Consider the following 26,258-nt stretch of genomic DNA (forward strand, 5'->3'; position numbering starts at 1 on the left):
CGGTACCGGGGAATCCCAAGGGCAAACGGAGATGAAGAGGGTTTCTCATGACGGACGCGAGACGAAACGACACACCATCGAGGGGGCATATCGAAGCAACGCTTCGTGAGGAAATCGCCGCCGACCTCGGGATGCCCACCGGGCAACTGGATGCCGATGCCAGCCTCCTGAAGCTGGGCATGGATTCGATGCGCCTGATGGCCTGGATGCATCGCCTGCGCAAGCGCGGCCACAAGGTCAAATTGCGCGATCTCTACCAGCAGCCCACGGTGCGCGGGTGGAGCCAACTGCTGCAGGACTGCCCGGCCACGGCACCGGCTGCCCGGGCGGCACCCCCGGAACCAAGCGGCGCCGCCTCCCCCGCCGCTGTCGTCTGGCCGACCATGGCCGATGGGCACCCCTTCGACCTGACGCCCGTGCAGCACGCCTACCTGGTGGGGCGTGCGCCCCACCAGACGCTGGGCGGTGTCGGCTGCCATCTGTACCAGGAGTTCGACGGCCAGGGTCTGGATGCCGATGCTCTGGAGCAGGCCATCGGCGCGCTGGTCGAAAGGCATCCCATGCTGACGGTGACGTTTCTGGACGATGGCCGCCAGCAGCGCCGCCCCGGTACCCGCTGGCGCGGCCTGACGCTGCACGACCTGCGCAGCGCTTCGCCCGCCCAGTGCGAGGCCCACTTGCTGGCCATGCGTGCGCGTCATGGCCACCGGGTTCTGGCTGTCGAGCATGGCGAGAACTTCGATTTCCAGCTCAGCTTGCTGCCCGACGGGCATCACCGCCTGCACGCGGACATCGACTTGCTGGTGCTCGATGCCGCGAGCTTCAGCCTGGTGTTCGATGAACTGGCGGCGCTGGTTCGCGGCGAGTGCCTGCCGGCGATCTCCGGCGACTACGATTTCCGCAGCTATCTGGCCCAGGCGGCGCAGGAGAACGAGGCGGCCCGCCAGCAGGCCAAGGCGTTCTGGATGGAGCGCTCGGGCAGTTTGCCGCACGCACCGCGGTTGCCGCTGGCCTGCGAACCGGCGCAGATCAAGCAGGTTCGCATCTCGCGCCAGCGGGTGGAAATCACCGCCGAGGACTGGGCGCGGTTCCAGGGCCTGGCGGGCGAATGCGGCGTGACGCCGACGATGGCGCTGGCGACCTGCTTCGGCGCGGTGCTGGCACGCTGGTGCAGCCAGCCACGGCTGCTGCTGAACCTGACGCTGTTCGACCGCCAGCCGCTGCATCCCGCCGTGGACGGGATGATCGCCGACTTCACCAACATCCTGCTGCTGGACATCGCCGGCGAGGGATCGAGTTTCGATACGCTGGCACGGGGCAACCAGCAGACCTTCACCGAGGCCTACGAGCATCGGCATTGGTCGGGCGTGGAACTGCTGCGCGAACTGCGCAAGACGCCGGGCGCCTATCCCCACGGCGCCCCGGTGGTGTTCACCAGCAACCTGGGCCGCCCTCTGTTCGGCCGGGACGTGGAGCGCACCCTGGGCGTTCCCGGCTGGGGGATTTCGCAAACGCCGCAGGTCTGGATCGACCATCTGGCCTACGAACATGCCGGCTCGGTGTTCCTGCAATGGGACAGCAACGAGGCCCTTTTCCCGACCGGCCTGCTCGAAGCGATGTTCCAGGCCTACGTGGGCCTGGTGCGGTACCTGCTGGCGCATCCGCAGGCCTGGCGGGAACCCTTGCCCGATCCCATGCCGCAGGCGCAACGGGCGGTGCGCGAGCGGGTCAATGCCCATGGCGATATACCGGCGCCCGATGGATTGCTGCACGAGGGTTTCTGGCAGCAGGCGCGGACGCGACCGGATGCTCTGGCCCTGGTGCATGGCGAGCGCCGATTGACCTACGCCGAGCTGGCCTCCCTGGCACGTCGTTGTGCCGGCGCATTGGCCGCGCAAGGTGTGCAGCCGGGCGACCGGGTGGCGATCAGCATGTCCAAGGGCATCGGCCAGATCGTGGCCGCGCTGGGCATTCTCCATGTGGGCGCGGTGTATGTGCCGGTGTCGCCGGATCAGCCGTTGGAGCGGCGGCGCACCATCTACCAGGGCGCGGGGGCAAAGCGCATGCTGGTATGCCGCGACGACGGCCTGAACGACGCCGTGGCCGGCGTCACCTTCCTGGCCTGGCAGGAGGCCACGGACTATCCACCGCTGGCCGAACCCGTGCAGGTCGATGCGCGCGAGCCGGCCTACATCATCTACACGTCGGGCTCCACCGGCATGCCCAAGGGTGTGATCATTTCCCACCGGGGGGCGCTCAATACCTGCGCGGAACTGAACCGGCGCTACGCCGTTTCGGCAGATGACCGGGTACTGGCATTGTCGGCGCTGCATTTCGACCTGTCGGTGTACGACATCTTCGGGCTGCTCTCGGCCGGCGGTGCGCTGGTGCTGGTTGACGAGGGCCAGCGGCGCGACCCCGCCTGCTGGTGCGAGGTCATCGAGCGACATGGCGTGACGGTCTGGAACACGGTTCCGGCGCTGCTGGACATGCTGCTGACCTATGCCGAGGGTTTCGAGCTGCAGGCTCCCGCCCGCTTGCGTATGGTGATGCTCTCCGGCGACTGGATCGGCCTGGACTTGCCCGGTCGCTACCGCGCGTTTCGCCCGGATGGGCAGTTCGTGGCCATGGGCGGTGCGACCGAGGCGTCCATCTGGTCCAACGTCTTCGACGTGGATTCCGTGCCGCCGCATTGGCGCTCCATTCCCTACGGCTATCCGTTGGCGCGGCAGAAGTACCGCGTGGCCGATGCACAAGGCCGCGATTGCCCGGACTGGGTTCCGGGCGAGCTGTGGATTGGCGGCGAAGGCGTGGCGCTGGGCTATTTCAACGACCCGGAGCGCACGGCGCAGCAATTCGTGAGCTGGCAAGGCGAGCGCTGGTATCGCACCGGCGACATGGGCTGCTACTGGCCGGACGGCCGGTTGGAATTCCTTGGCCGTCGTGACAAGCAGGTCAAGGTGGGCGGCTACCGCATAGAGCTTGGCGAGATCGAAGCGGCCCTGTTGCGGGTCGAGGGTGTCAAGAGCGCGGTGGCGCTGGCCGTTGGAGAGCGGGAGAAAGCCCTGGTGGGCTTCGTGGTGCCACAGGGAACGGCGCTGTCCAGTCCGCTGCCCGGCGACCCGTCGCTGCCCGCGGACTACGCCGCGCTGCTGCCAGGCGAGGCCTGGCATGCGGGGCCGGCCGAGCCGGATCATGAGGATGATATGGCACGCCTCCTGGCCGGCTTCCTGTACGAGCATCTGATGCGGCAAGGGGTGAACCTGACCGGCCGCGTCACCGTACAGGCCGTGATGGCGGAGTACGGCGCACAGCCCCAGTGGGCCGGCTTGGTGGTGCGTTGGCTGGAGCATCTGCATCGACAGGGCTACCTGCAGCGTCTGGACGATGGCGTCCACGCGCCGGTGGAGAGCATGCCGCCGGCATGGCAACCGAGCGGCGAACATCCGCTGCGGGAAGCGGCCAACATGTTGTTGACGCACCATGCGCCGCTGGCCCAGATCATCCGCGGCGAGCGGCCTGCGCGAACGCTGCTGAACCATCCATTCTGGGCGCCAGAGCAGTTGCTGCTGCGTTCCCCCGGCATGCACGCGGCCATCGCGGTGCTGACCGACCTGACCCGGACCTTGGCGAAGACGCTGGGCCGTCCGGTACGGCTGCATGAGGTCGGCGCACGCAGCGGCCTGGCTGCGGAACAGCTTCTCCGGCATTTGGATGCAGGAGCTGTGGCTTATACCGCGTGGGATGACTCGCCGGAGATGGTGCTTCGCGCCACGGAACGGTTGCAGCGGCATGCGCATGCAGAGGTTAGGCGGTGGCATGCCGGCGTGGCGCAGGAGGATCTGCATCAGGCCGATCTGGTATGGGCCAACAACGCCTTGCACCGCGTGGGCGACGCCGGGGTCCAGGTGGTGCTGGCCCTGGCCGCACCTTCGGCCATGGTGTTCGTCCAGGAACTGAATCGGGTTTCGTGCCTGGCGCTGGTTTCCACCGAGCTGCTGGCGGACGGCCACGAGGAAGGCCTGGCCAACCGGCTGCACGAGACGCCCTGGTGGCAGGACCTGTTGGCAAGGCAAGGAATGCGCAACGAAGCCCAGACGGTGCTGGGGCATGTGCAGTGCCTGGTGTCCCGTGCACCGCAGGAAGTGCTCAGGCCGGATGCCAACCGGCTGGCTCAGGCGCTGCGCGGGTTGCTCCCAGGCTACATGGTGCCGCAACGGCTGTACTTCCTGGAGGCCTTGCCATTGACCGCCAACGGCAAGGTGGATCACCGCGGCCTGCTGGAGCACTGCACTCATGGCACGCCCGAGGCCGGTGCCGAGCGGCCACTGCCCCAGGGGGGCACGGAACAGGCTGTGGCCAGTCTCTGGCGCGATCTTTTGAAGGTGGAACACCTTTACCGGGACAGTCATTTCTTCCGCATGGGCGGGGACAGTTTGCTGGCGACGCGCCTGATCGGTGAACTGAACCGACGCGGCTTTTCGGCAGCGCTCGGCGACCTGTTCGACTTCCCGACGCTGGCGGCATTCGCCGAGACCGTGCGCAGCGGCGACACCATCGGTACGCCGGGCCTGCGGCATGACCCCACGCGGCGATACGCGCCTTTCCCGCTGACCGATGTGCAGCAGGCCTATCTGGTGGGGCGGCAGCCAGGGTTCGCGCTGGGCGGGATCGGCTCGCATTTCTTCGTCGAATTCGAGGTGGCCGATCTGGATGTCGCGCGCTTCGAGCGGGCCATGAATCGGTTGATCAGCCGGCACGACACCCTGCGGGCAGTGGTTCGCGACGGCATGCAGCAGGTGTTGCCGCAGGTGCCGGACTTCAGGCTGCCCTGCCATCCGGTGACCGACCTGGACGCCCCGGAAGCCGTGGCGTTGCGTGAGCGTCTGGCCCGGCAGGTGCTCGATCCATCGCGCTGGCCCGTCTTCGACATTCAGGCCGCCCTGGTCGATGGCGGCGCCAAGGCCAGCCTGTTCGTGTGCCTGGACAACCTGATGCTCGATGGCCTGAGCATGCAGATCCTGCTTGCCGAACTGGAACAGCTCTACACCAATCCCGGGCAGTCGCTGCCGGAGCTGGAGATTGGCTTCCGCGATTATCTGGAGCATGTGCAGCAACGACCAGCCAACGACGTCTCGTTGGCGTACTGGGCGCGCCGCCTGGACCATCTGCCGCCGGCCCCGCGCCTGCCATTGCGCTGCGATCCGGGCGACGTGGGCCTGCCGCGCTTCGCACGACTGTCCGCCAGGCTTGCCGCCCCGCAGTGGGAGGCGCTCAAGGCGCGTGCGCGCGCCGAAGGTTTGACCCCGTCGGCATTGCTGCTCTCGGCCTATGCCGCCACCTTGTCGGCCTGGGCTGGCCATGACGAGCTGAGCCTGAACCTCACCCTGTTCGACCGCGAGCCGCTGCACCCGCAGATCGAACAGGTACTGGGCGACTTCACGACGTTGCTGCTGCTGGCTTGGCAACCGGCCGCGGACTGGCGCAGCAGCGCCCAGGGCCTGCAGCAACGCCTGCGCCAGGACCTGTTGCATCGCGATGTCTCGGCCATTCAAGTCATGCGCCAACTGGCCCGGCGCGCTGGACAAGCGGCTGCCGCCATGCCCGTGGTGTTCACCAGCGCCCTGGGCTTCGAACAGGACCGCTTCCTCGCCCATGCGTCCTGGATGAAGCCACGCTGGGGCTTGTCGCACACCCCCCAGGTCTGGCTCGACCACCAGGTGTACGAGTCCGAGGGCGAGTTGCGCTTCAACTGGGATTACGTTCAGGAGCTGTTCGAACCGCAGCAGATTCAGGCCGCCTTCGACCGCTACGTCTCCTTGTTGCAGCGGCTGGCGAGCGAAGACTCGGCCTGGGATCAGCCATTGCAGGCACTGGTGCCTCGCCTGGAGGGAATGTCGCGCAGCGCCGATCACGTACCTGCGCCTCGTGCTATCGAGCCGTCAGTCACGGCCACGCCGCTGCGGGCCGATGACGCCTTGGTTCAAGCACTGTGCAGGCATTTCGAGCAGGTGGTCGGGAGGCCGATCCAGCCTCGCCAGTCCTTTTTCGATGCAGGTGCCACGTCCCTGAAATTGGTTCAGTTGCATGTGCACCTGACCCAGACGGGCCACACCGGCCTGCTGGTCACTGATCTGTTTGCCCAGGCCACGCCGCTGGCCTTGGCAGCGCACCTGCACGGCAGATCGAACACGACGAATGACACCGCAGCGCCCGGGGACGAGCGCCGCGAACTGCTGGCGCAGCGCAAAGCGCGTGCGCAACGTCGGCGCGGGGAGACATCATGAATATCGAAGAACGCTTGAAGCAGCACTATCTCGACTGCGAGCCGATCGCGGTGATCGGTCATGCCAGCCGGTTCCCGGACGCGGCCGACAGCGACGCCTATTGGGCCAACCTGCTGGCCGGGCGTGAATGCAGTCGGCAGTTTTCGCGGCAGGAACTGCTGGATGCCGGGATTCCGGCATCGGTCATCGACGATCCGGCCTTTGTGCCGCGTGGAACCGTGGTGCCCGACGCCGAGGCTTTCGACGCCGAGCTGTTCGGCTACTCCCGCCAGGAAGCCGAACTGCTCGACCCGCAGCAGCGGCTGTTCCTGCAGATGGCCTGGCACGCGCTGGAGCACGCTGGCTATGCGCCCCGAGCGGTGCCACACAAGACCGGCGTGTTCGGCTCCGGCCGGATCAGCACCTATCCAGGGCGCGAGGCGATCAACATCGCCGAAGTGGCGCACGTGCGCAGCCTGCAGTCCCTGATGGGCAATGACAAGGACTACGTGGCGACGCGCGCCGCCTACAAGCTGGATCTTCGCGGCCCGGCCATGTCCGTGCAGACGGCCTGCTCCAGTTCATTGGTCGCCACCCACCTGGCATGCGAGAGCCTGCGATCCGGCGAATGCGACATGGCCATCGCTGGCGGTGTGGCCGTCTCCTTCCCGCAGGTGAGCGGCTATTTGTACCAGCAGGGCATGATCTTCTCGCCCGACGGGCATTGCCGCCCGTTCGATGCGCAGGCCCAGGGCACCTATGGCGGCAATGGCGTGGCGGCCGTGGTGCTGCGGCGCCTGTCCGATGCGCTACGCGACGGCGATCCGGTCGTGGCGGTCGTACTGGGCAGCGCCATCAACAACGACGGCAGCCAGAAAGTCGGCTATACCGCGCCCTCCGTGCTCGGGCAGCGTGAGGTGATCGCCGATGCGTGGGCGCTGGCCGGAGTGCGCAGTGAGCAGATCGGCATGATCGAGGCCCACGGGACGGCGACTCCACTGGGCGATTCGATCGAACTGCAGGCGCTGCAGGGTGTATTCCATCCCGCCGGCCAAGGGCCCGCCTGCGCGCTGGGCTCGGTCAAGAGCAACATGGGGCACCTGGATACGGCTGCCGGCATTGCCAGCTTCCTCAAGGCGGTGCTGGCGGTCGAGCGCGGCGCGATCCCGCCATGCGTGAACTTCCAGCAGGCCAATCCGGCCTTGCACCTGGAAGACGGTCCTTTCTACGTGCCGCGCGAGGCCCAGTCCTGGGAGGCGCCGGTTCGCATCGCAGGCGTCTCGTCCTTCGGGATCGGCGGCACCAACTGCCATATGGTCGTGGCGTCCTTGCCGCAGGCCCTGCGTTCGGTGCATCAGCCCGAGGATGGGCAGCCCCATGGCGCTGATGAGGACGTGCTGCTGCTGAGCGCCAACAACGAAGGCGCGTTGCGGCGTCTGGCCGGTGCCTATGTACAGGCATTGCAAACCCAGCCTGTCGCAGACGTGGCCCATACGGCGCTGACGGGCCGCTTGCTCGACATGCCTTGGCGTCTGGCCGTGCCCGTATGCGGTGAGACGGTGGATGCCTTGAACGCCTTCGCCCAGGGCGAGGACGACATTCTGATCCATGTCGGCCAAGGCGAAGCAGGCAAACGGGCATGGCTTTTCACCGGCCAGGGGTCGCAGTGGCCCGGCATGGCACGCGACTGGTACCACTCCTCCCCCGCCTTTGCCCAAGGCCTGGAGCGCTGCTTGGCGGCGTTCCAGAACCTGGATAGTGCTTTCGCCGAGCAACTGCGAAGGGCGCTGGTGGAGCCGGACAGCGATTTGCTCCAGCGCATGGAGTACGCACAGCCGGCCATCGTCGCTTTCGAACTGGCGATGGCTGCGCATTGGCAAGGCTTGGGGTTGGTACCGGACATGGTACTGGGCCATTCGGTCGGTGAATTCGCAGCGGCGGTCGTGGCCGGCCACTACAGCCACGAGCAGGTCATGCCGTTGGTGCGGCGGCGTGGCGCACTGATGGACCGCTGCCGCGGCGGCGCCATGCTCTCGGTCTTTGCCGACGAGGCGCAAGTCATGCCGGTTGCCATGCGGCTGGGCCTCGACCTAGCGGCCTGCAACGGTGAGCGTCACCTGGTCTTCTCCGGCGAACGCGACTTGATCGCCAAACTGGCCACCGAACTCGAAGGCATGGGCGTGCGCAGCAATCCGCTGGCGGTCACGGGCGCGGCACATTCGCGGATGCTCGACCCGATCCTGCCGGAGTTCCGGCAGGCTGCGGGCGCGCTGCAGGCAAGACAGGGCGACATCGCGCTGATCTCCGGCCTGACTGGCGAGCTGGTGGATGCCGCGCTACTGAATCAGCCGGACTTCTGGCCAAGGCACATGCGCAACCCCGTGCGTTTCGTCCAGTGCCTGCGCAAGGCCATCGAAGACGGTGCAGGCATGTTCCTGGAAATGGGGCCGGATGCACCCCTGGTCGGTATCGGGCAGCGGGAGATGGGCGCTGGCGCCCACTGGATCGCCAGCGCCCGACGCAATCAATCCGCACGGCAACCGCTGCGGCAGGCCCTGATGCAACTGTTCGTCGCAGGCGTCGATCTGCCCTGGCCGCAGTTGCTGGGTGGCTCGGGGCGTAAATGCCATGTCCCGCTGTACCCCTTTGAACGTCAGCGCTACTGGCGTGAAGCAACCGCTGCCGCAGCGGCGAACGCGGCACAGCCGTTCTCGCACGGCACGCAACTGCCCACTGCACGCAATGTCGTGACGCGCGAAGCACGCGAGCTGGATTTGCCGCGCCTGGAGGCTCTGTATGAATGCGTGGTCAAACTGCATGCCATCTATGTCGACAGGTTGCTGCGCCGTTGCGTGGGTGAGCGCATCGACCGGGGCGTGACGGCACTGGATATCCTGCGTGATGGACGGCTTCTGCCCCGACATCGCCAATTGCTGGTGCGGCTGCTCAATGCCTGCACCGAAGACGGCTACCTGCAACAACAGGACGGCCGCTACCGCACGCGGGTTGCCGCACCGCACGCAGCACATGAACAACTGCTCGCCGAGCTGAAAAGTTACTGCGAGGGCCTGGGCGTCATCGCGGAAACCGTGCAGCGCGCGGGCGACAGCCTGTACGAGATGATGAGCGGCGCGATCGAACCTGTCGCTGTGATCTTCCCGGAGGGTGCCTCCAGCGGCGTGGAAGTCCTGTATCAGGATTTCAGCTTCGGGCGCTATTTCAATCAGATCGCCGCGGGTGTGGTCGCCGACCTGGTGCGCAGCCGTGGCGAACCCGGCGAACCGCTGCCGCCATATCGGGTGCTGGAGGTGGGTGGCGGCACGGGCGGCACCACTGCGTGGGTACTGCCGGCGTTGTCCAGCCAGCCGGACGTGCACTACGTGTTCACGGACATCTCGCCGATCTTCACCCGCCGCGCCGAGCAGAAATTCGCCGACTACGGCTTCGTCGAGTACCGGGAGTTCGATCTTCAGCAAAGTGCCGGGGCCCAGGGGTTCGCGGCGGGCGATTTCGACTTGATCGTGGCCGCCAACGTCATTCACGCCACGCAGCACGTGGGGGATGCGCTGGCGAACCTGCTGCCCTTGCTCAAGCCGGGTGGCCGCTTGCTGATGCGCGAGATCACCCGGCCCATGCGCCTGTTCGATTTCGTGTTCGGGCCGCTGGTTCTGCCATTGCATGATGAGCAGGCCCGTGGCGGCGAGCTGTTCCTGAGCACGGCGCACTGGCGCGATCAGTGTCTTGCCGCCGGCTTCGCCACTGTCGAATGGCTCCCGGACGACGGTACCGCCACGTCCGGCATGAGCGAGCACATCTTGCTGGCGACGGCACCCGGCGCGTCCGCTGCGCAGTCCACACCGATGCGGCTTGGCACTAGCGTATTGGGTCAGGCGCTCGCCAATGACGGCAGTTACCTGGCGGATTGGTCCGATTGTGCTGGGCAGGACAGCCAATGGATCGACCGAGTTGGCAAGGCCAGCCGCGAAATGGCCCGTCGCCACGGCGATGGCAGGCACGTGCCCGCCATCGATGTTCCACCACGGGCACCAGACTGGTTGGGCCTGGTTCGCCTGCAATGGCAGGCCCGACTGAACCAGCCGTCGAACATCGACCTGACGCTGCTTGGGCCGAATGGCCTCTGGCAGAGCCCACTGGCGTCCCCCGGTGGTGACGAAGACGGCCTGCCGAAGCTCTCCGCAACGCCAGACACGCACTACGACTGGTGCTGGGAACCGCTTGGCCGGGCGACGGATGCCGTCGTCGGCAGGCGGCTGCGAGTGTTCGGGGAAATGGACGCCGGCCTGGTGTCCGAGCTGGCTCAGGTGGGCGTCACCCTGGATGAGGATGCCGGGGACATGCTGGTGCTGCTTCCGGAACACGCTGGCCTGGATGGCGTTGCCGAAACCGTGCTAGGTGCAATTCAAGAAGCCTCAGGCCAGGACGGCAGCCGCATTGTGGTGGTCACGCGGGCGGCATGGCCGGTGGCCGGCGACGAGAACGTCAGTGCGGCTCATCATGCTGTCTGGGGGCTGGCACGCACCGCGTCGGTCGAGTTTGCTGCCCCGGCAGCGGCCACGCGTTCCATCCTGATGGTCGATCTTGCAGTGGACGCGCCTTGGCAGGATCTGCTCGTTGGCCTGCATGCGACGGAGAAATCCGGACAGTGGGTGGCCGTGCGCGAAGGCCATGCATGGGTGCCGCGACTACAGCCACACCGTTTTGCCGCTCCCGCGCTGAATGAACACAGCTTGCGAAGTGACGGCTGGCACGTGGTAACGGGCGGGTTGGGCGGCCTGGGTCGGTTGACGGCTGAATGGCTGGCCAGTCGCGGCGCAGGTCGAATCGCATTGCTTGCGCATCGGCAGCAGGAGGACGCCGCTGACTTCATCGCCAGGCTGCGACAGCGCTATGCGGTCTTGGCGACGTGCGTGGTCTGCGACGTTGCCGATCTGGCCGATCTTGATCGTGCGGTGGATCGTCTGTCGGCTGACGGCGGGCTGGCCGGTATCGTGCATGCCGCAGGCGTGCTCGACGATGGACCTATCTCGTCCTGGGATGCCCGTCGCCTTGCGCCTGTGCTGGCGGTCAAGGCTCACGCGGCGCGGCATCTGTACGAGAGACTGAGCCGGGCCGGTGGCAGGCTCTATCTGTTGCTGTACTCATCGGCCGCCGCCGCCCTGGGCAGTGCGGGACAGGCCGGCCATGCCTTGGCGAGCGCCTATCTGGACGGCCTGGCGTATGAAGCCGCCGCCTGGGGTGATGAAAGCCCGGTCAAGGTGATTGCCATCGGCTGGGGCGCCTGGGGCCAAACCGGACGTGCGGCCGACGAAGCATTACAGGCAGCTCTCGCGCAGGACGGCATGGGGGTACTGAGCGATGCCGAAGGCCTATGGCATCTGGAGCAGGCACTGTCGCGCGGGGCGCCCTACCGCCTGGCGATGCGGGTGTTGCCCGAGCATCTGGATGATGGCCGCAAGCAGTTGCTGGGCCTCCTGCGCGAGACGGCGCGGCAGCCTGCGGTGCCGGTGGCAGGCAAGCCCGCCAAGGCCGCGCAAGCGCAGTCTCCGGACCTGCCGGCGGACCAACTGGCAGATGCCGGCGCGGTGGCGCAGTGGTTGGCAGCGCAGATCGCGGCTCAACTGAGGCTGGACGACCCATCGCGGCTTTCGGCCAAACGCGATCTGGTGCAACTGGGGCTGGATTCTCTGTTGTTCCTGGAACTGAGCAGCACCATCCAGCGCCGCCTGGGGGTACGCATCGACGCCGAACAAGCCTATCGGGATATGACGATCGCAGGCCTGAGCCGATTGATCGCCAGGCAAGCGGCGCAAGCCACCGAGGGGCCGTCGCAACCGACGCTGCTGCATCACGATGCGGCCGGTCGCTTCCAGCCATTCCCGCTGACGCCGATTCAGCATGCGTACTGGTTGGGACGCACCAGCCTGATCGACTACGGCGGCGTGGCCTGCCATGTGCTGTTCGAGTGGGACCTGCGCCATGACCAGTTCGACCTGGAGCGTCTTGAGCAGGCCTGGAATGCGCTGATACAGCGTCACGACATGCTCCGCATGGTGATTGGCGACGATGGCCAGCAGCGGATTCTGGAACATGTCCCCGAGTACCGCATCGAGCGCCGCAACCTGTCCGCGCTTTCCGCCGACGAACAGGAACGGATGCTGGCACAAACCCGGCAAGAGCTGTCCTACCGTGTCCTGCCGGCAGAGCGTTGGCCGCTGTTCGAGCTGATCGCGTCGGAGCTGAACGGCGAACGCTATCGGCTGCACATGAACCTGGATCTGCTGCTGTTCGACGTGCAGAGCTTCAAGGTCATGATGGACGACTTGGCGGCCTTCTACCGGGGTGGCAGTCCGGAGCCGTTGCAGATCACCTTCCGCGACTACGTGCTCGGCGAACAGGCACGTCGCCAGACCGAGGATTGGCTCAGGTCGTGGTGCTACTGGCAGGACTTACTGGCTGAGCTTCCGCCTGCACCGAGCTTGCCGCTGTCCGATGGCGATCCGGACGGCCATCAGCCCAGTTTTACGACCTATCAGGCGACCCTGGATCGTCAGAGCTGGACGGACTTGAAGGAGGAGTGGCGATCCTGGGGGGTGACCCCTTCGGCAGCGTTGATGACGCTGTTCGCCGTGACGCTGGAGCGCTGGGCACGCTGGCCGAGCTTCACCCTGAACCTCACGTTCTTCAATCGGCGTCCCGTGCATCCACAGATGAGCCAGTTGATTGGCGACTTCACCTCGGTGCTGCTGGTCGATTTCGATCTGAGCGATGAATCCCTCACCCTGCGTGAGCGCATCGAGCAAACCCAGCGGCGCTTGCGCCAGCACCTGGCACACAGCCAGGTGAACGGCGTCGAACTGCTGCGGGAGGTAGGCCGCATTCGTGGGCAGTCGCATCAGCCGCTGATGCCGGTGGTATTCACGAGCATGCTGGGCATGACGCTGGATGGGCTGAACATCGATCAGGCCATGACCAGCCTGCTGGGCGACCCCGTGCATGTGTTCACGCAGACCCCACAGGTGTGGCTGGATCACCAGGTCATGGAGATCGACGGGGAACTGGTGTTCAGCTGGTATTGCATGGACGAGGTGTTGGCCGAAGGGGCCGCACAGGCCATGTTCAGGGATTTTCATGCCGTACTGAAAGCGGTGGCGAATGCTCCGCAGCGGATGCAGCAGCCGGGAATATGGAAGCACCCCGAAGAGCAAGTTGAGCCTCTGCCTTTCGCGCGTCACGCGTGGTTCGCTGCCGCAAGCCAAGTCGACCCGAGAGAAATCGAGGCCGTCGCACTCCGACAGGAGGGCGTCTTTCAGGCCGATGCCCAGCACGATGGCGTTGGCGGAAATCTGCTGGTCAAGGTGGTGGCGAAACCTCGCAGCTACGACCCGGCCGGTTTCACGGAGCCTGACCTGGGGGTTCTGCCGGAATTGGCAGGCCTGGAGCCAGCCGAGCAGAGCCTCTTCGATGCGGTGTGGCTGGCGCTGGAAACCCGTGCGCTGCACGGTATTGCCAGCACCCTGGCGAACCATGGCCTGTTCGTGCAGGAACGCCAGGCGGTGGCATTGGATGCCATCTACCGTCGTCTGCAAGTGCTGCCGCAGTTCGAGCGCATCGTGCGCCAATGGCTTCGGGCGCTGACGACGGCGGGCTGGCTGAGCCAGGACGATGGGAACTTCGTGTGCCTGCGGCCCTTGAATGACATGCAGGCCCCGCCAGCCATGCCACCCAGCGCCTGGGGCGACACGCTGGCTCACTACCTGGACCGCAACGTGGAGCGGCATGCGCAATTGCTGCAAGGCACTTGCTTGGCCCTGGAACTGTTCTTTGCCGATGACTACGCGATCACGCGAGCACTTTATGCGCAGAACCCGGCTGCGCAATGCGTGATCCGCAACGTGGCGCATATCGTGCGGAGGCTGGGACAGTCGTTCCGGCCGGAGCGCCGCCTGCGCGTCATGGAGGTTGGCGCCGGCACCGGAGCCACCACGGGCACCGTGCTGGAAGCACTTGGCGACCGCCTGGACACCTATCACTTCACCGATGTCTCGACGTTCTTCCTGGATGAAGCCTGCAAGCGATTCACGGGGCGCGGTGAACTGACCTACGGCATTTTCGACATCAACCAGCCGGTCGACTACGCGACGTACCCGGCCGAAAGCCATGATCTCGTGGTGGCCGCCCAGGTCATGCACGACGCCAGCCACGTCGTACGGTCGCTGCGCCGTATCGGCAGCCTGATGAAGCCAGGCGCCCGTCTCGTGCTGATCGAGGCCACTCACCGGGATAGCCTGTTGCAGATGGCCAGCGTGGGCTTCATCGAAGGGCTGGGCAACTACCAGGATCACCGGATCATCGACGACCGGGCCATGCTGAATCTGACCCAGTGGCGCGAGGCGTTGCAAGGCAGCGGCTTCTCGCTCGAACTGGCCTGGCCGGAAACCGCGGACTCCCCCATCCATCAGCATGTGATCGTGGCCCGCCTGGTACGCGCCGCCCACGTCGATTGCCAGGCGGTCAGGCAGTCGCTGATACGGCATTTTGGTGAGACGTTGCCGGATGTCGAAGTGCGGCAAAGCGAGTCTCAGCACATGTTCGCCATCGGCGCCGCTGCAGGCGCGCGGGCCTTGGCTGCGAATGTGCCGGCGACGAGCACGCAGCCAGTGGTCGACGGCGCAGCCATGTCGTCCAACGCCCGCGAAGCGCCGGACGATGCGCTGATCAATAGTGTCGCCCAGATATGGCAGGCCTTCCTCGGCAGACCAGTGAGCCCGGAAAGCGACTTCTTCCACAGCGGCGGCGACAGCCTGATCGCTACGCGGGTCATTGCCCAGCTCAACCGCGTGGGCGTTGCGGGCGCCAGCCTGCAGGCGCTGTTCGCCCATCGCACCTTGGCGGCGTTCTGCGCCACGCTCGAAGGAATCAGGAGCCCGGATATGAAAAATGTTCTCGTACCCTTGACGCAAGGGCATACGCACGAACGCATGTTCGTCTTTCATGCCTCAGATGGCGGCGTGGCTTCGTACATGTCGTTCGCCGGGGCATTGGATGCCCAGGTGTGGGGCTTGCAGGCTCCGGAACAGATCGAAGTCGAAAGCCTGCAGACCCTGGCCTCCGGCTACCTGCACGCGATGGGGACGAAGCTCGGCAGGGAGCCGCACATCCTGGTGGGATGGTCCTACGGCGCAGCAGTCGCTGCCGAGGTCGCACGCATGCTGCATGGTCGCGACAAGGCCGTTCGTCTGGTGTTGATAGACCCGGTGTACGGGGCCGACTTCGCGGTCGAGGACCTGTCCGCACTGATGATGATGCTGGCCGGCGAACACCAGATCGTTCTGCCAGAAAACTGGGAGGCACTGGATGAGCCGGCCCGCATCGAAGCGTTCGTTGTCGGTGCAGCTCAGGCGGGCGTCATCGCCGAGGCAATGCCCTCGGATGCCGCGCGTCAGTGGCTGATGCGCATTTTCCGTCTGCTGAACCTGCTGGCGGGGCATCGCATCGGGCGATCCATTCCGGCTCCCGTCCTGTGGATCGAGGCAGACCGTCACCCGGATCATTGGACGCCGGCGGTGCGCGAATGGGCGGATTGGAAGGCACACGCGCAAACCCTGACCGTGACGGCCACGCACTGGCAACTCATGGCGGATGCGGACATCGCCGCTGCGCTGGCTGGCGATGTTCAGCAGTGGCTTGCCAGCACGAACTGCGCGGAGTCCACGAAATGATCAGGTCCAATCCCAGCAAGAGCCGGCGCGTCGTGGTCGTCGGCGCGAAGTTCGGCGAGGTGTATCTCAATGCCTTCCTTCAGTCCCGGCCCGGTCTTCAGTTGGCAGGCCTGCTGGCTCGAGGCAGCCGAAGAGCGCAACAATTGGCGCACGACTTTGGCATCCCGCTCTATACCCGTCTGGAACAGCTTCCCGAAGACATCGACATTGCCTGCGTGGTGGTTCGATCCACGGTGGCCCAGGGCGAAGGCAGTCAACTGGCTGCCGAACTGTTGAAACGTGGCATTCATGTGGTGCAGGAACATCCCTTGCATCCAGATGATGTCGAACGGCTCCAGACACTCGCCGAACAGCGTGGTCTGCGGTACTGGGTCAACAGTTTCTATCCGCACGTGCCGGCGGGCCGTTGCTGGATAGACCGGGCTACCCATGTCATGCAGCTCCTTGGCGGCGAGATGCCATGCGCGGCGCATCTGACGACCAGCCGCCAGTTGTTGTATTCGACGCTGGATCTGCTGCTGCAAGCCTGCGGCATCCCTGATGGCGGCCAAGTACAGGTTCAGCCGCTGGAGGGCGCCGACGCGCACTTCGTGCCCGTGAGCCTGGCGCTGCCAGGTGGATGCCGGGCGGTACTGCGTTTGCAAGCCTTTCTCGATCCATCCGATCCCGACATGCACAGCCTGGTGATGCACCAGGCCAGTCTGATGTGGCCTGCGGGCTATCTCACGCTGGAAGCAAGCTACGGGCCGGTGCTATGGACAGGTCATTTCCACGATGCGCAGCACGACAGCCAGCAACGCACGATGTATCGCTATGTCCCGGCCGAGGCCGTCTATGCGCGTCCAACCTGCGCAGTGCTGCACGATGCGCCAGCCACCTGGCGGGACGCGTTTGAGGTCGATGGCGTTTCTGGCGTTGCCGGCGTTCTGCAGACCCTCTGCCAGGTTCTGGACGGCGAGCGCGTACCGACGGCCTTCGATCCCGCATATCAGTTGTCTCTGGCGCGTCTTTGGCTCGACGTCCTGCGCGTTGTTCCGCCTGCGGAGGAGCGACGCCTATCGCCACCCCAAGTCGTGACCTGGGACGAGGTGCAGACGGATCACGGAAACGCAGGAGGCACGGATGGCTGACCTGATGCCGTTGTGCGCAACAAGCGAGCCCTGCGCAGAGGATACCCATCTTGTGCTGTGCCCCTTCGCTGGCGGGAGTGCGAGCGCGTTCCGCAGTTGGCGCGATCTGCGGCCTTATGGCTGGCAGGTCTGGTTGGCGGTCTATCCCGGACGCGATCAACGGATGAACGAGGCCTGCGCGGCAAGTATCGCCGAACTGGCCGATCAGGTTCTGATGGCCATCGACACGCATCAGATCGCCCAACAGCAACTTGTGATCGCCGGTCACAGCATGGGGGCCCAGGTGGCATTCGAGGTTTGCTTGCGGCTGGAACAGCGCGGCTCGGCGCCGCTCGGTCTGGTTTTGTCCGGATGCCATGCGCCGCACCTGCATGGCCGGCGCCTCATCAGCCACCTTGAAGATCGCGCATTCCTTGAGCAATTGGTCGCCATTGGTGGGAACGCACAGGAGCTATTGAACGAGCCCGGCTTGTGGCCTGTGTTCATGCCGATGCTGCGGGCGGATTTCAAGGCAACCGAAAGCTATTGGCATCCTCAGAAACCGGGGGAACGGCGGCGACTTCAAACGCCGACGTTGTTGATCTACGGCAGTGCAGACCAGGAGGCCTGGCGATCGGAAGTCGAAGCATGGAAAAGCTGGCTATCCGACGTCGATGGGCCGGTAGCCATTGCTGGCGAACACTTTTATGTCACTCGTCGTCCGAGAGCTTTTCTGGAGCACATCAGACGGCGTTTTGAACCGAATTCCGCGCACTCAGCGACGTGCGCGTTCAAATGAAGGAGCATTGTGATGAAAGCCGACATTTCCGATCCGCTTCAGGGCACGAGAGAAAAACCCATGCCCCTTGGGCATTGCCTTGCGCAATGGGCGCGCAACTACGGCGACCGAATCGTGCTGATCAATGAGACGGGTGAATGCCTGACCTACACGCAGTTGCACGAACGTGTCGAGCGCATCGCCGGTGGTTTGTACGCCTCGGGCCTGCGTGCTGGCGACCATGCCATGGTGCATATGCCCAACACCTTCGGCTTCTTCTATTCGTTCTTCGCACTCTTGCGTGTGGGTGTCATCCCCGTCATGGCGATGCCCAATCAACGAGAGCAGGACATCGATGCGTTGATGGCCTTGGCGCAACCGACGGCCTACTTCATTCCCGATGATGTTGGCGAGCATGACTATCTGGCGTTGGCGCAACGCATGCAGGCCAAGTATGAGAGCCTCCGGTTGGTTGTGATGGATGGAGACGTCGAGAACGAAACGCGCAACGTACAGATCTTGACTGCACTCCGGGGTTCCGCATGCCCCTGGCCCGAACAGGATGAGCGCGACACCGCCGTACTGCTGCTTTCGGGTGGCACAACGGGAACGCCAAAGCTGATTCCCCGCACCCATGGGGACTATTTCTACAACTTCACCGCTTCCGCCAGTCTGTGTGGATTCGATCGGGAGATGGTGTTCCTGGCGGTGCTTCCGGCCGCGCACAACTTCACGCTCGCATCTCCGGGTGTGCTTGGAACATTTCAGTGCGGCGGCACCGTCGTGACATCGGTCTCGGCCAGTTGCGATGAAACCATGCCGCTGATCGAGAAGTACAAGGTGACGCATGTGGCGTTGGTGCCACCGCTGGCCAAGTTGTGGGTGGAAGGCCGTGAATGGGAGGACAGTGACCTATCCAGCCTCAAGCTGATACAGGTGGGAGGTGCCCGTCTGGAGGCGGGATTGGCCCGGCAACTGGTCGATGTCATCGGCTGCAAATTGCAGCAGGTCTTTGGCATGGCCGAGGGGCTGCTGTGCTACACGCGCCTGAACGATCCGCTGGACACGATCATCCATACCCAGGGGCGACCCTTGTCCCCCGAAGATGAGGTTCGAATCGTCGATGAGGACGACCATGACGTTCCTGAAGGTCAAGTCGGGCAGTTGCTGACCCGGGGTCCGTACACGATTCGTGGCTACTTCCGGGCACCAGTACAGAACGCGTCCAGCTTTACCGAGGATGGCTTTTACCGTTCCGGCGACCTGGTACGTCGTGACGCGAATGGCAATCTGACTGTCGAAGGTCGTATCAAGGAGCAGATCAACCGCTGCGGCGAAAAAATTTCTGCGGCCGAGATCGAAGAGGCAATCAGTCTGCTTCACGGTGTCCATGCCGCCGCCGCAGTCGGTGTGCCAGACGAGCTGCTGGGCGAGCGCATCTGCGTTTTCATCAAGCCGGAAGGTGGTCAGACGATCGATCCTCTGCACATCAAGGCGGCGCTGCGCGAAGGAGGTTTGAGCGAGTATAAGGTGCCGGATCAGATCGAAACGATCTCCGAATGGCCCCTGACCGCAGCTAAGAAAGTCGATAAGCGCCGCCTGGTCGCGGTCGCCCTCCAACGCGCCTCGGCTTCTCCGGAAGCCAAGCCATCGAGTTACTTGCAGGAGTCGGCGGCAACAGATGCGACGCCGTTCGAGTTGGCGGTCAAAGTGGCCGAAGTTATCCGACATGACACCAGCAACTACGTCTTATACGAACATCACGGCGAATGGACATTGGGGTTGGAGTGCGCCATGCGGATTACGGTGGAGGTCGATGGAACAGTCCGCCGCAGTGATGGGAAGTCGTGGCGATCAGCGTCTGTCAGCGAAAGCATCGAACAGGCCATGTCCGACATCCCGTTCGTTGACTGGCGTGCTTATGGCCGTGCCGACTTCGAGTTCGCCTATCTAACGTATGGTCTGGACAATCCGTACAGCTCGGGCCCCTTGCTCACCATCGTCATACCGAAAAGCGAAATCCGTATTCGGCTTGGAACTGTACAACTGCGCACCCTGGACAGCGCAGAAATGCCTCGGTTGGTGGCGATCGTACAAACGGCCGAAAAGAGAGGGCTTCCACGAGTCGATTCGCCTATCGCTCTGGACGTGCGCTCTACGGGGGGTATGCCGTACCGCGACATCGTGGCTTCGGCGGTACAGGAGATGCAACAGGGTCGGTATCAGAAAGTCATCCTGTCCCGCGCTGTGGAAATTCCGTCCACGGTGGATATGGTGGCCAGCTACTACGCCGGGCGCAAATCCAATACGCCGGCCCGATCATTCCTCATGAAGGATGGCGAGTTCCAAGCCTATGGGTTCAGCCCTGAAATCGTCGTGACCGTTGATGCTGAGCGCAACGTAACGACTCAGCCTTTGGCTGGAACCCGTGCATTGACAGGTGCGCCGGAGAAGGACCAGCAGTTGCGCAAGGAACTGGAGTCGGATGTGAAGGAGATCGCGGAGCATGCGGTTTCGGTGAAACTCGCCGTCCAGGAAATGCTGCAGGCATGCCGGGCCGAATCGGTCGTCGTGGACGAGTTCATGACCGTCCAGGAGCGCGGCAGCGTGCAGCACCTGGCGTCGCATGTGAGGGGCGTTCTGGCCCCTGGTGCCAGCGCATGGACTGCATTCGAGAAGCTGTTCCCCGCTGTCACGGCATCCGGTATCCCGAAGAGGGAGGCTTTGGAAAGCATCAACAGGCATGAGGGCCGCGCGCGAGGGCTTTACAGTGGATGTGTGCTGATCGCCGACAGCGACGGCTCGCTGGATGCGGCCCTGGTGCTTCGTTCGGCGTATCGAGGTGCAGGCCGTGCCTGGCTGCAGGCCGGTGCAGGGCTGGTGCCGCATTCGACGCCAGAGCGCGAGTGGGAGGAAACCTGCGAGAAGCTGACATCCGTCGGACCCTACCTGATTTCCTCTGAGGAGCATTGAGACATTGCTCCCGCATTCCCTTGTCCCGACGGCCGCATGACGGCGTGGATTCCCGGACTGGCCGACCTTCTGGAATTGTCGCCTGACATCCGATTGTCCGGGCTGGCGCTGCCAACTGGTCGGACGTCGATGAATTTACTCGGGCATGCCTCGGCCAGTTGGCCGGGGCTGCCCATGGTGTCGGGCATGAGTCACAAGCGGCGAACAGAATTCCTTGCAGGGCGGCTTTGCGCCCTCCATTCGTTATGGGAGATGGGGGTCGATGCCGAATTTCCATTGCCCGCGCAAGATCGGATTCCCATCTGGCCCCCTGGAATCCTGGGCAGCATCAGTCATTGCGCGTCAATGGCCGTCGCCATGGCGGCGCCGGCCTCCAGATTTCATGGCTTGGGCATCGACGTTGAGACGTTGATCGATGCCGAGGTCGCGCAGGACATACGGCGCAGCGTCAGCCGTGATTGCGAACTGGATTGCCTGGAGCGAAACATTCCCTGCCGCGCTCGATCTTTGACGCTTCTGTTTTCCGCCAAAGAGGCTCTCTACAAGGCGCTGTATCCATTGTCGCGCCAATACAAAGACTTCCATGCCGCGGAAATCATTTCCTACCAAACCAAGGCCCTCGTACTGCGATTGACGGAGGACTGGTGCGGATCGTGGCGAGGTGGAGCCTGCGTGGAGGTGCGATATGCATGGTTGGACCGTGAGGTGCTGACGGCAGTCTGCATACCGCGCGTATCACCCATTCACTCACGCAGCGCCGTTGCAGCAGTCGCGGAGCCTAAATTTTGAAGTTGCAAAGATCAATCGGAACTTTACCCACATGGAGCTACGACACCTTAAGTGCTTTCTTGCCTTGGCCGAAGAATTACATTTCACCCGTGCAGCCGAACGTCTGCATATCGAGCAACCGCCGCTGTCGAGAACAATCAAGGAGCTGGAAGATGATCTGGGCGTGACCCTTTTTGATCGTGATCGTCGTGGAACTCAGCTGACACCAGCCGGTGCGGCGTTTTTGCAGGATGTCCGCCGGTTGTTTACCGTTCTGGAACATGCGCAGGAGAACGCCAGGACCATCGCAGCAGGCCTGAAGGGGTGTCTGCGCATCGCGGTTTCCGACGGTTCGGTAGATCGCCGGCTGTCTTCTTTCCTGGCTTGTTGCCGAGAGGAAGAGCCCGAGATCGAGGTGCGTCTGTCCGAAGTTCCCTTGGCAGAGCAAATTCGCGGCCTGCGTTCCGGTGACTTCATGGCCGGATTTGCGCACACGGCTGATGTGGGAGAAGGCATCGTCGCCGAGCCGATTTGGCACGATCCCTTGCTGGTTGCCGTGCCTGCCCGCCACGAGCTACTGGAACATAAGGCAATACCGCTGCACAAGCTCGCGGACCACCCGCTGATCCTGTGCGATCCTCACGTATGTGAGGGATACTGGCGAGAACTGATGCGTTTGCTGCGGCCACTGCAACGTGAGCCACGCATTGTCGAACGTGCTTCGTCCCTCGACATGCTGCTAACGCTGGTGGGGGCTGGCTACGGGATAGGGTTCACCACCGCCGCGAGAATTGCGTCCAGTCACCATCTGGATGTCATTGCCCGGCCCTTGGCCGTGGAGTCAACCGTCATTACCACCTATGTGCTGCGTCCGAGCGACATCGCCTTGGCGCCACCACTGGAACGGTTCATCGCTCGATTGCATGCCCAGGCGCAGGGATGAGGAGCGTGGCTCGGTATGGATGCGGCCCGCATAGAGCGGGCGCATCCATACCGAGCCGATAAGGCAGTTCATCCCGCAGCGACCACGGTGTCCTCCATCATCCGCCGAATGCTCTGTCGCACCTGTTCGGGAACGGATTGCGATTCGGCGGCTTCGTGCGTAACTGCATGGGGCTGATGAGTACCCATGATGGCGCGGACAATGGCCGGCACATTGGTGGCGGTGACCACATCGATAGCCGCGCGATCCCCCAGGTCCGGGTGGGGCTTGGTCAGCATGCGGTACAGCTCCCATGAGTCGGCATATGGGCACTGGTTCATGAGCACCTGCGCCAGCTTGTGCTTGAGCGGCACCAGTTGCCAGTCGGGAACCCGCTGCCCCCGATTGCCCAGACTGATGGACAGCAGCTTGCCCGCTTTCAGCTCGCGATTGATCTGGTCCTTGGACTTCCCGGCCAGCTTGCCGAACAGCGGGACCGGCAAATTACTCGGCGATTCGTACATAGCCAGCATTTCTTCGCGCTCACGCTGGATGGCGGAAATTTCCGGTTCTGGTGCCCGCGTCGGAGGCGGCGGCACCTGCGACAGCCGCTGGAATGTGATGCCACCGTTATTCGGGGTTACGACAATGGGCGCGGCCAGTGCGGGCGGGATGCCGGGGGAAGTGGGTTCTGCCGTTGCTGAGGTCACGCCCACCGCGTCCTCAACTTCGGCCATTGCCGGCACCCCATCAATACGGATGGTCAGGTGCGCACTGGCGGCTTGTACTTCCCCGTGTTCCAGCAAGTCAAGGCGATCAGCCCAGTCCTGCATCATCCGCCGGCGCGGCTCCACGTACTTGGCGTGGTTGTACGCCGAGCTGACCTTGTTCGGGTCGGAGTGCGAAAGCTGCGCGTCCACCCAGATTTTCGGGTACCCAATCTCGTTGAGTGCCGTGGAGATGGTTCCGCGAATGCCGTGGCCCGTCAGCCGATCCTCGCAGCCCATGCGCTTCAGAGCTGCATTGAGAGTGTTCTCGCTGATGCGTTTCTTGAGGTCGCTGCGGTGCGACAGCAGGTACTTCTGCGCTGGCCGCATCACGCCCTGCAGGTAGCGCACGATCTCGATGGCCTGCAAGGACAGGGGCACGATGTAGGGAGGTACGTCCTGCGGCCGCTTGCCCGCCTTGCGCATCTCGTCCTGGAGCTGCTTGACGATTTCGGGAGGGATGATCCAGAGGCCGCGGTCGAGGTCGAACTGATCCGGAGTCGCAAGTCGTAGCTCACCCGTACGCACACCGGTCAGGAACAGCAACCGGATGCCAAGCTGAGTCTGCCAACCGCGAGGGTTATAGAGGCGGAGGTTCTGGAGGAACTCGGGGAGTTCGGGCAGCCGCAGGTAGGGGTTGTGGGTAACTGGCGGTTTGGGTTCGGCCACGACGTCCAGATCCGTCGCCGGATTGGATTCCATGCCCTCGACCACGACCAGGGCATAGCGGAACAACTGCCCCAGCCAGGTACGAACCTTTTCGGCAGTGGTGAAGGCCTTGCGCTTCTCGATCCTTGCCAGAACCCCGAGAAGTTGAGGCCGACGAATATCGTAGATCGACATCTTCCCCAGGGTGGGCAGCACATCCTTGCCGAAGATGCGCTTGATCTGCGACAGCGTGCTGTTCCGGCCGGTTTTGAGTTCCTTCGAGCGATGTTCAACCCAAGCGTCGTAGACGGCCTTGAAGGTGAAATCCGATGCCAGCTTGACGGCATGGCGCTTTTGCTTGCGATCGAGATGAGGATTGATGCCCTTGGCGAGAAGCGCCCGGGCTTCGTCGCGCAAGGCACGGGCCTCGCGCAGGCAGACCTCGGGGTAGTTACCCAGGGATATGCGTTTTTGCTTGCCGAGCCAGTAGTAGCGCAGGTGCCACGATTTGCCCCCGGTAGGGGCGACCACCAGGCCAAGGCCATCAGTGTCGGGGAGGTTGTAGGTTTTGTCAGCGGCCCTAGCTTGCCGCACCATCAGATCAGAGAGTGCCATCATCGAATTCCCAAGTCATGGACTTAGGCCTGATGCTGCTTCTCATCCCGATCCAACCCCAGCAACAACCCGGAACTGGTGCCACCCGCATTCTTTGGCCTTAATTTTGGCCTTAAAAACGCTGGCTGTTGGTGGATTTCCGTGGCTTTTGCTGGAATGAAAAAAGGGGCTTTCGCCCCTTCTTTCAACGACTTACAGACGTCAGTGGAAGTCTGTAGATCATAAACTGGAGCGGGAGACGAGTCTCGAACTCGCGACCTCAACCTTGGCAAGGTTGCGCTCTACCAACTGAGCTACTCCCGCATGGGCTTGCATGTCTGGCGCCGTGGCGCACTTTTCAGTGGCGCCGCCGGCCTTTCAGCCTGCAAACCATTTCTTATTGCCAACCGCTTTCGCGATTGCCTGATCAACTTGGTTATCGATCAGAAGGCGCGCATTCTACATGATTTTTTTCGATCGTGCTTGCCGTCGCTAATTTCAGGCGCATGTTTCATCGCTTGTTTGCCAGGGCCAGCGGATCGCTTCAAGCGCTTTAAGCTTTACGCCGCCGGGGTTGAATCGGCTGCCAAGCTCAATCAAGTAATATGAGCGAAGACAGAAAATATAGCATACCCAATAGTATCCATGTCAAATCCCTCCGCTACGGCGCCCGTGTTGACCGCTGCGCCGCAGGATCTTTCCGGGCTCAATACCCTCGGCCTGGTGTCCATGGCCCAGGCCTGCGTGACGCTGGACGATGTCGCGCAATTGCCGTCCTTGTCCGAGTTGGCCGCGGGCCATGCCTCGTTGCTGGTGCTGGGCGGCGGCAGCAATCTGGTGCTGCCCGAGGCCGTGCCCGGCCTGGTGGCGCGGGTGGCGTTGCGCGGTGTGCGCCTGCTGCGGGCGGAGCCCGATGCCTGGCTGGTGGAGGCCGCCGGCGGTGAAACCTGGCATGGCTTCGTCGCCGAGTGCGTCCGGCAGGGCTGGGACGGTCTGGAAAACCTGGCCCTGATCCCGGGCACCGTGGGCGCGGCGCCGGTGCAGAACATCGGTGCCTATGGCGTCGAGCTGGCCGACCGCTTCCACAGTTTGACGGCCTGGGATGTGCGCGCGGGCCGCTACGTGGAGATGACCGCCGCCGACTGCCGCTTCGCCTATCGCGACAGCGTGTTCAAGCATGAGCCGCCCGGCGGCTGGGTCATCGTGGCGGTGCGCTTGCGCCTGCCGCGGCCGTGGCGTCCGGTGCTGGCATATCCCGACTTGCAGCGCCATCCGGGCCTGGTCGCGGGGGAACCGACCGCGCGCGCCATCTTCGATGCGGTCTGCGAGATCCGGCGCGCCAAGTTGCCGGATCCCGCCGTTACGGGCAATGCCGGCAGCTTTTTCAAGAATCCCATCGTCGCGGCCGCGCAGCGTGATGCGCTGCTCGAGCGTTTCCCAGGGCTGGTTTCCTATGCGCAATCGGACGGGCGTTTCAAGCTTGCCGCGGGCTGGTTGATCGATCAATGCGGCTGGAAAGGACGCCAGCTGGGCGCCGCCGGCGTGCATGATCGGCAAGCGCTGGTGCTGGTGAATCGCGGCGGCGCCACGGCGGCCGACATCATGGCGCTGGCGCGTGCGATCCAGGACGCGGTCATGGATCGCTATGGCGTGGCGCTGGAACCCGAACCCGTGGTCGTGTGAAGCCGCCGGC

General features: G+C 64.1%; 10 protein-coding genes and 1 tRNA gene. 9 read left to right on the forward strand and 2 right to left on the reverse strand.

Annotation, left to right across the window (positions count from 1 at the left end; all coding sequences use genetic code 11):
* Window positions 1-47 precede the first annotated feature (47 nt).
* Genes AT699_RS05905 through AT699_RS05935 form a run of 7 tightly spaced genes read left to right on the forward strand, consistent with a single transcriptional unit; the run spans window position 48 to window position 22,577 of the window.
* Entirely contained in the window at window positions 48-6,287 is a 6,240-nt protein-coding gene (locus AT699_RS05905; RefSeq protein WP_058207246.1) for a non-ribosomal peptide synthetase, read from the forward strand.
* Complete coding sequence (locus AT699_RS05910) at window positions 6,284-16,006, forward strand: type I polyketide synthase (protein WP_024067977.1); 9,723 nt, start codon at window positions 6,284-6,286, stop codon at window positions 16,004-16,006. The genes AT699_RS05905 and AT699_RS05910 overlap by 4 nt, the downstream gene beginning before the upstream one ends.
* On the forward strand, window positions 16,003-17,136 hold the full coding sequence (locus AT699_RS05915) for a Gfo/Idh/MocA family oxidoreductase (RefSeq protein ID WP_024067978.1): 1,134 nt from the start codon (window positions 16,003-16,005) through the stop codon (window positions 17,134-17,136). Before AT699_RS05910 ends, AT699_RS05915 begins: the two co-directional genes overlap by 4 nt.
* Window positions 17,129-17,914, forward strand: coding sequence for a thioesterase II family protein (locus AT699_RS05920; protein WP_058207247.1), 786 nt, complete (start codon window positions 17,129-17,131; stop codon window positions 17,912-17,914). Before AT699_RS05915 ends, AT699_RS05920 begins: the two co-directional genes overlap by 8 nt.
* 12 nt (window positions 17,915-17,926) lie before the next feature.
* Complete coding sequence (locus AT699_RS05925; RefSeq protein WP_058207248.1) at window positions 17,927-20,866, forward strand: salicylate synthase; 2,940 nt, start codon at window positions 17,927-17,929, stop codon at window positions 20,864-20,866.
* 36 nt (window positions 20,867-20,902) lie between these two features.
* Entirely contained in the window at window positions 20,903-21,655 is a 753-nt protein-coding gene (locus tag AT699_RS30840) for a 4'-phosphopantetheinyl transferase family protein (protein WP_081247762.1), read from the forward strand.
* Between the two features lie 31 nt (window positions 21,656-21,686).
* A complete protein-coding gene (locus tag AT699_RS05935; RefSeq protein ID WP_058207250.1) occupies window positions 21,687-22,577 on the forward strand; it encodes a LysR family transcriptional regulator in 891 nt (296 codons plus the stop codon).
* A gap of 68 nt (window positions 22,578-22,645) precedes the next feature.
* On the opposite strand, the gene AT699_RS05940 is transcribed toward AT699_RS05935, so the two are convergent.
* The gene (locus AT699_RS05940) at window positions 22,646-24,586 is read right to left on the reverse strand and encodes a tyrosine-type recombinase/integrase (RefSeq protein WP_173720677.1); all 1,941 of its coding nucleotides are present in this window, start codon (window positions 24,584-24,586) and stop codon (window positions 22,646-22,648) included.
* Between the two features lie 227 nt (window positions 24,587-24,813).
* Window positions 24,814-24,889: transfer RNA gene (locus AT699_RS05945), tRNA-Gly, on the reverse strand.
* Between AT699_RS05945 and AT699_RS31455 the strand changes: the two genes are divergently transcribed.
* Both AT699_RS31455 and murB read left to right on the forward strand, forming a co-directional pair.
* Entirely contained in the window at window positions 24,890-25,174 is a 285-nt protein-coding gene (locus AT699_RS31455) for a hypothetical protein (protein ID WP_127481512.1), read from the forward strand.
* 36 nt (window positions 25,175-25,210) lie between these two features.
* On the forward strand, window positions 25,211-26,248 hold the full coding sequence (gene murB, locus AT699_RS05950; RefSeq protein WP_058207252.1) for a UDP-N-acetylmuramate dehydrogenase: 1,038 nt from the start codon (window positions 25,211-25,213) through the stop codon (window positions 26,246-26,248).
* The last annotated feature ends 10 nt before the right edge of the window (window positions 26,249-26,258 follow it).

This window comes from Achromobacter xylosoxidans (assembly GCF_001457475.1).
Taxonomy (GTDB): domain Bacteria; phylum Pseudomonadota; class Gammaproteobacteria; order Burkholderiales; family Burkholderiaceae_B; genus Achromobacter; species Achromobacter xylosoxidans.

Bases quoted from the DNA above. Each gene is read 5' to 3' on its own strand.
- AT699_RS05910 (WP_024067977.1), top strand. From the start codon at position 6,284: ATGAATATCGAAGAACGCTTGAAGCAGCACTATCTCGACTGCGAGCCG.
- AT699_RS31455 (WP_127481512.1), top strand. From the start codon at position 24,890: ATGGGCTTGCATGTCTGGCGCCGTGGCGCACTTTTCAGTGGCGCCGCC.
- AT699_RS05925 (WP_058207248.1), top strand. From the start codon at position 17,927: ATGAAAGCCGACATTTCCGATCCGCTTCAGGGCACGAGAGAAAAACCC.
- murB (WP_058207252.1), top strand. From the start codon at position 25,211: ATGTCAAATCCCTCCGCTACGGCGCCCGTGTTGACCGCTGCGCCGCAG.
- AT699_RS05920 (WP_058207247.1), top strand. From the start codon at position 17,129: ATGGCTGACCTGATGCCGTTGTGCGCAACAAGCGAGCCCTGCGCAGAG.
- AT699_RS30840 (WP_081247762.1), top strand. From the start codon at position 20,903: ATGACGGCGTGGATTCCCGGACTGGCCGACCTTCTGGAATTGTCGCCT.
- AT699_RS05905 (WP_058207246.1), top strand. From the start codon at position 48: ATGACGGACGCGAGACGAAACGACACACCATCGAGGGGGCATATCGAA.
- AT699_RS05935 (WP_058207250.1), top strand. From the start codon at position 21,687: ATGGAGCTACGACACCTTAAGTGCTTTCTTGCCTTGGCCGAAGAATTA.
- AT699_RS05940 (WP_173720677.1), bottom strand. From the start codon at position 24,586: ATGGCACTCTCTGATCTGATGGTGCGGCAAGCTAGGGCCGCTGACAAA.
- AT699_RS05915 (WP_024067978.1), top strand. From the start codon at position 16,003: ATGATCAGGTCCAATCCCAGCAAGAGCCGGCGCGTCGTGGTCGTCGGC.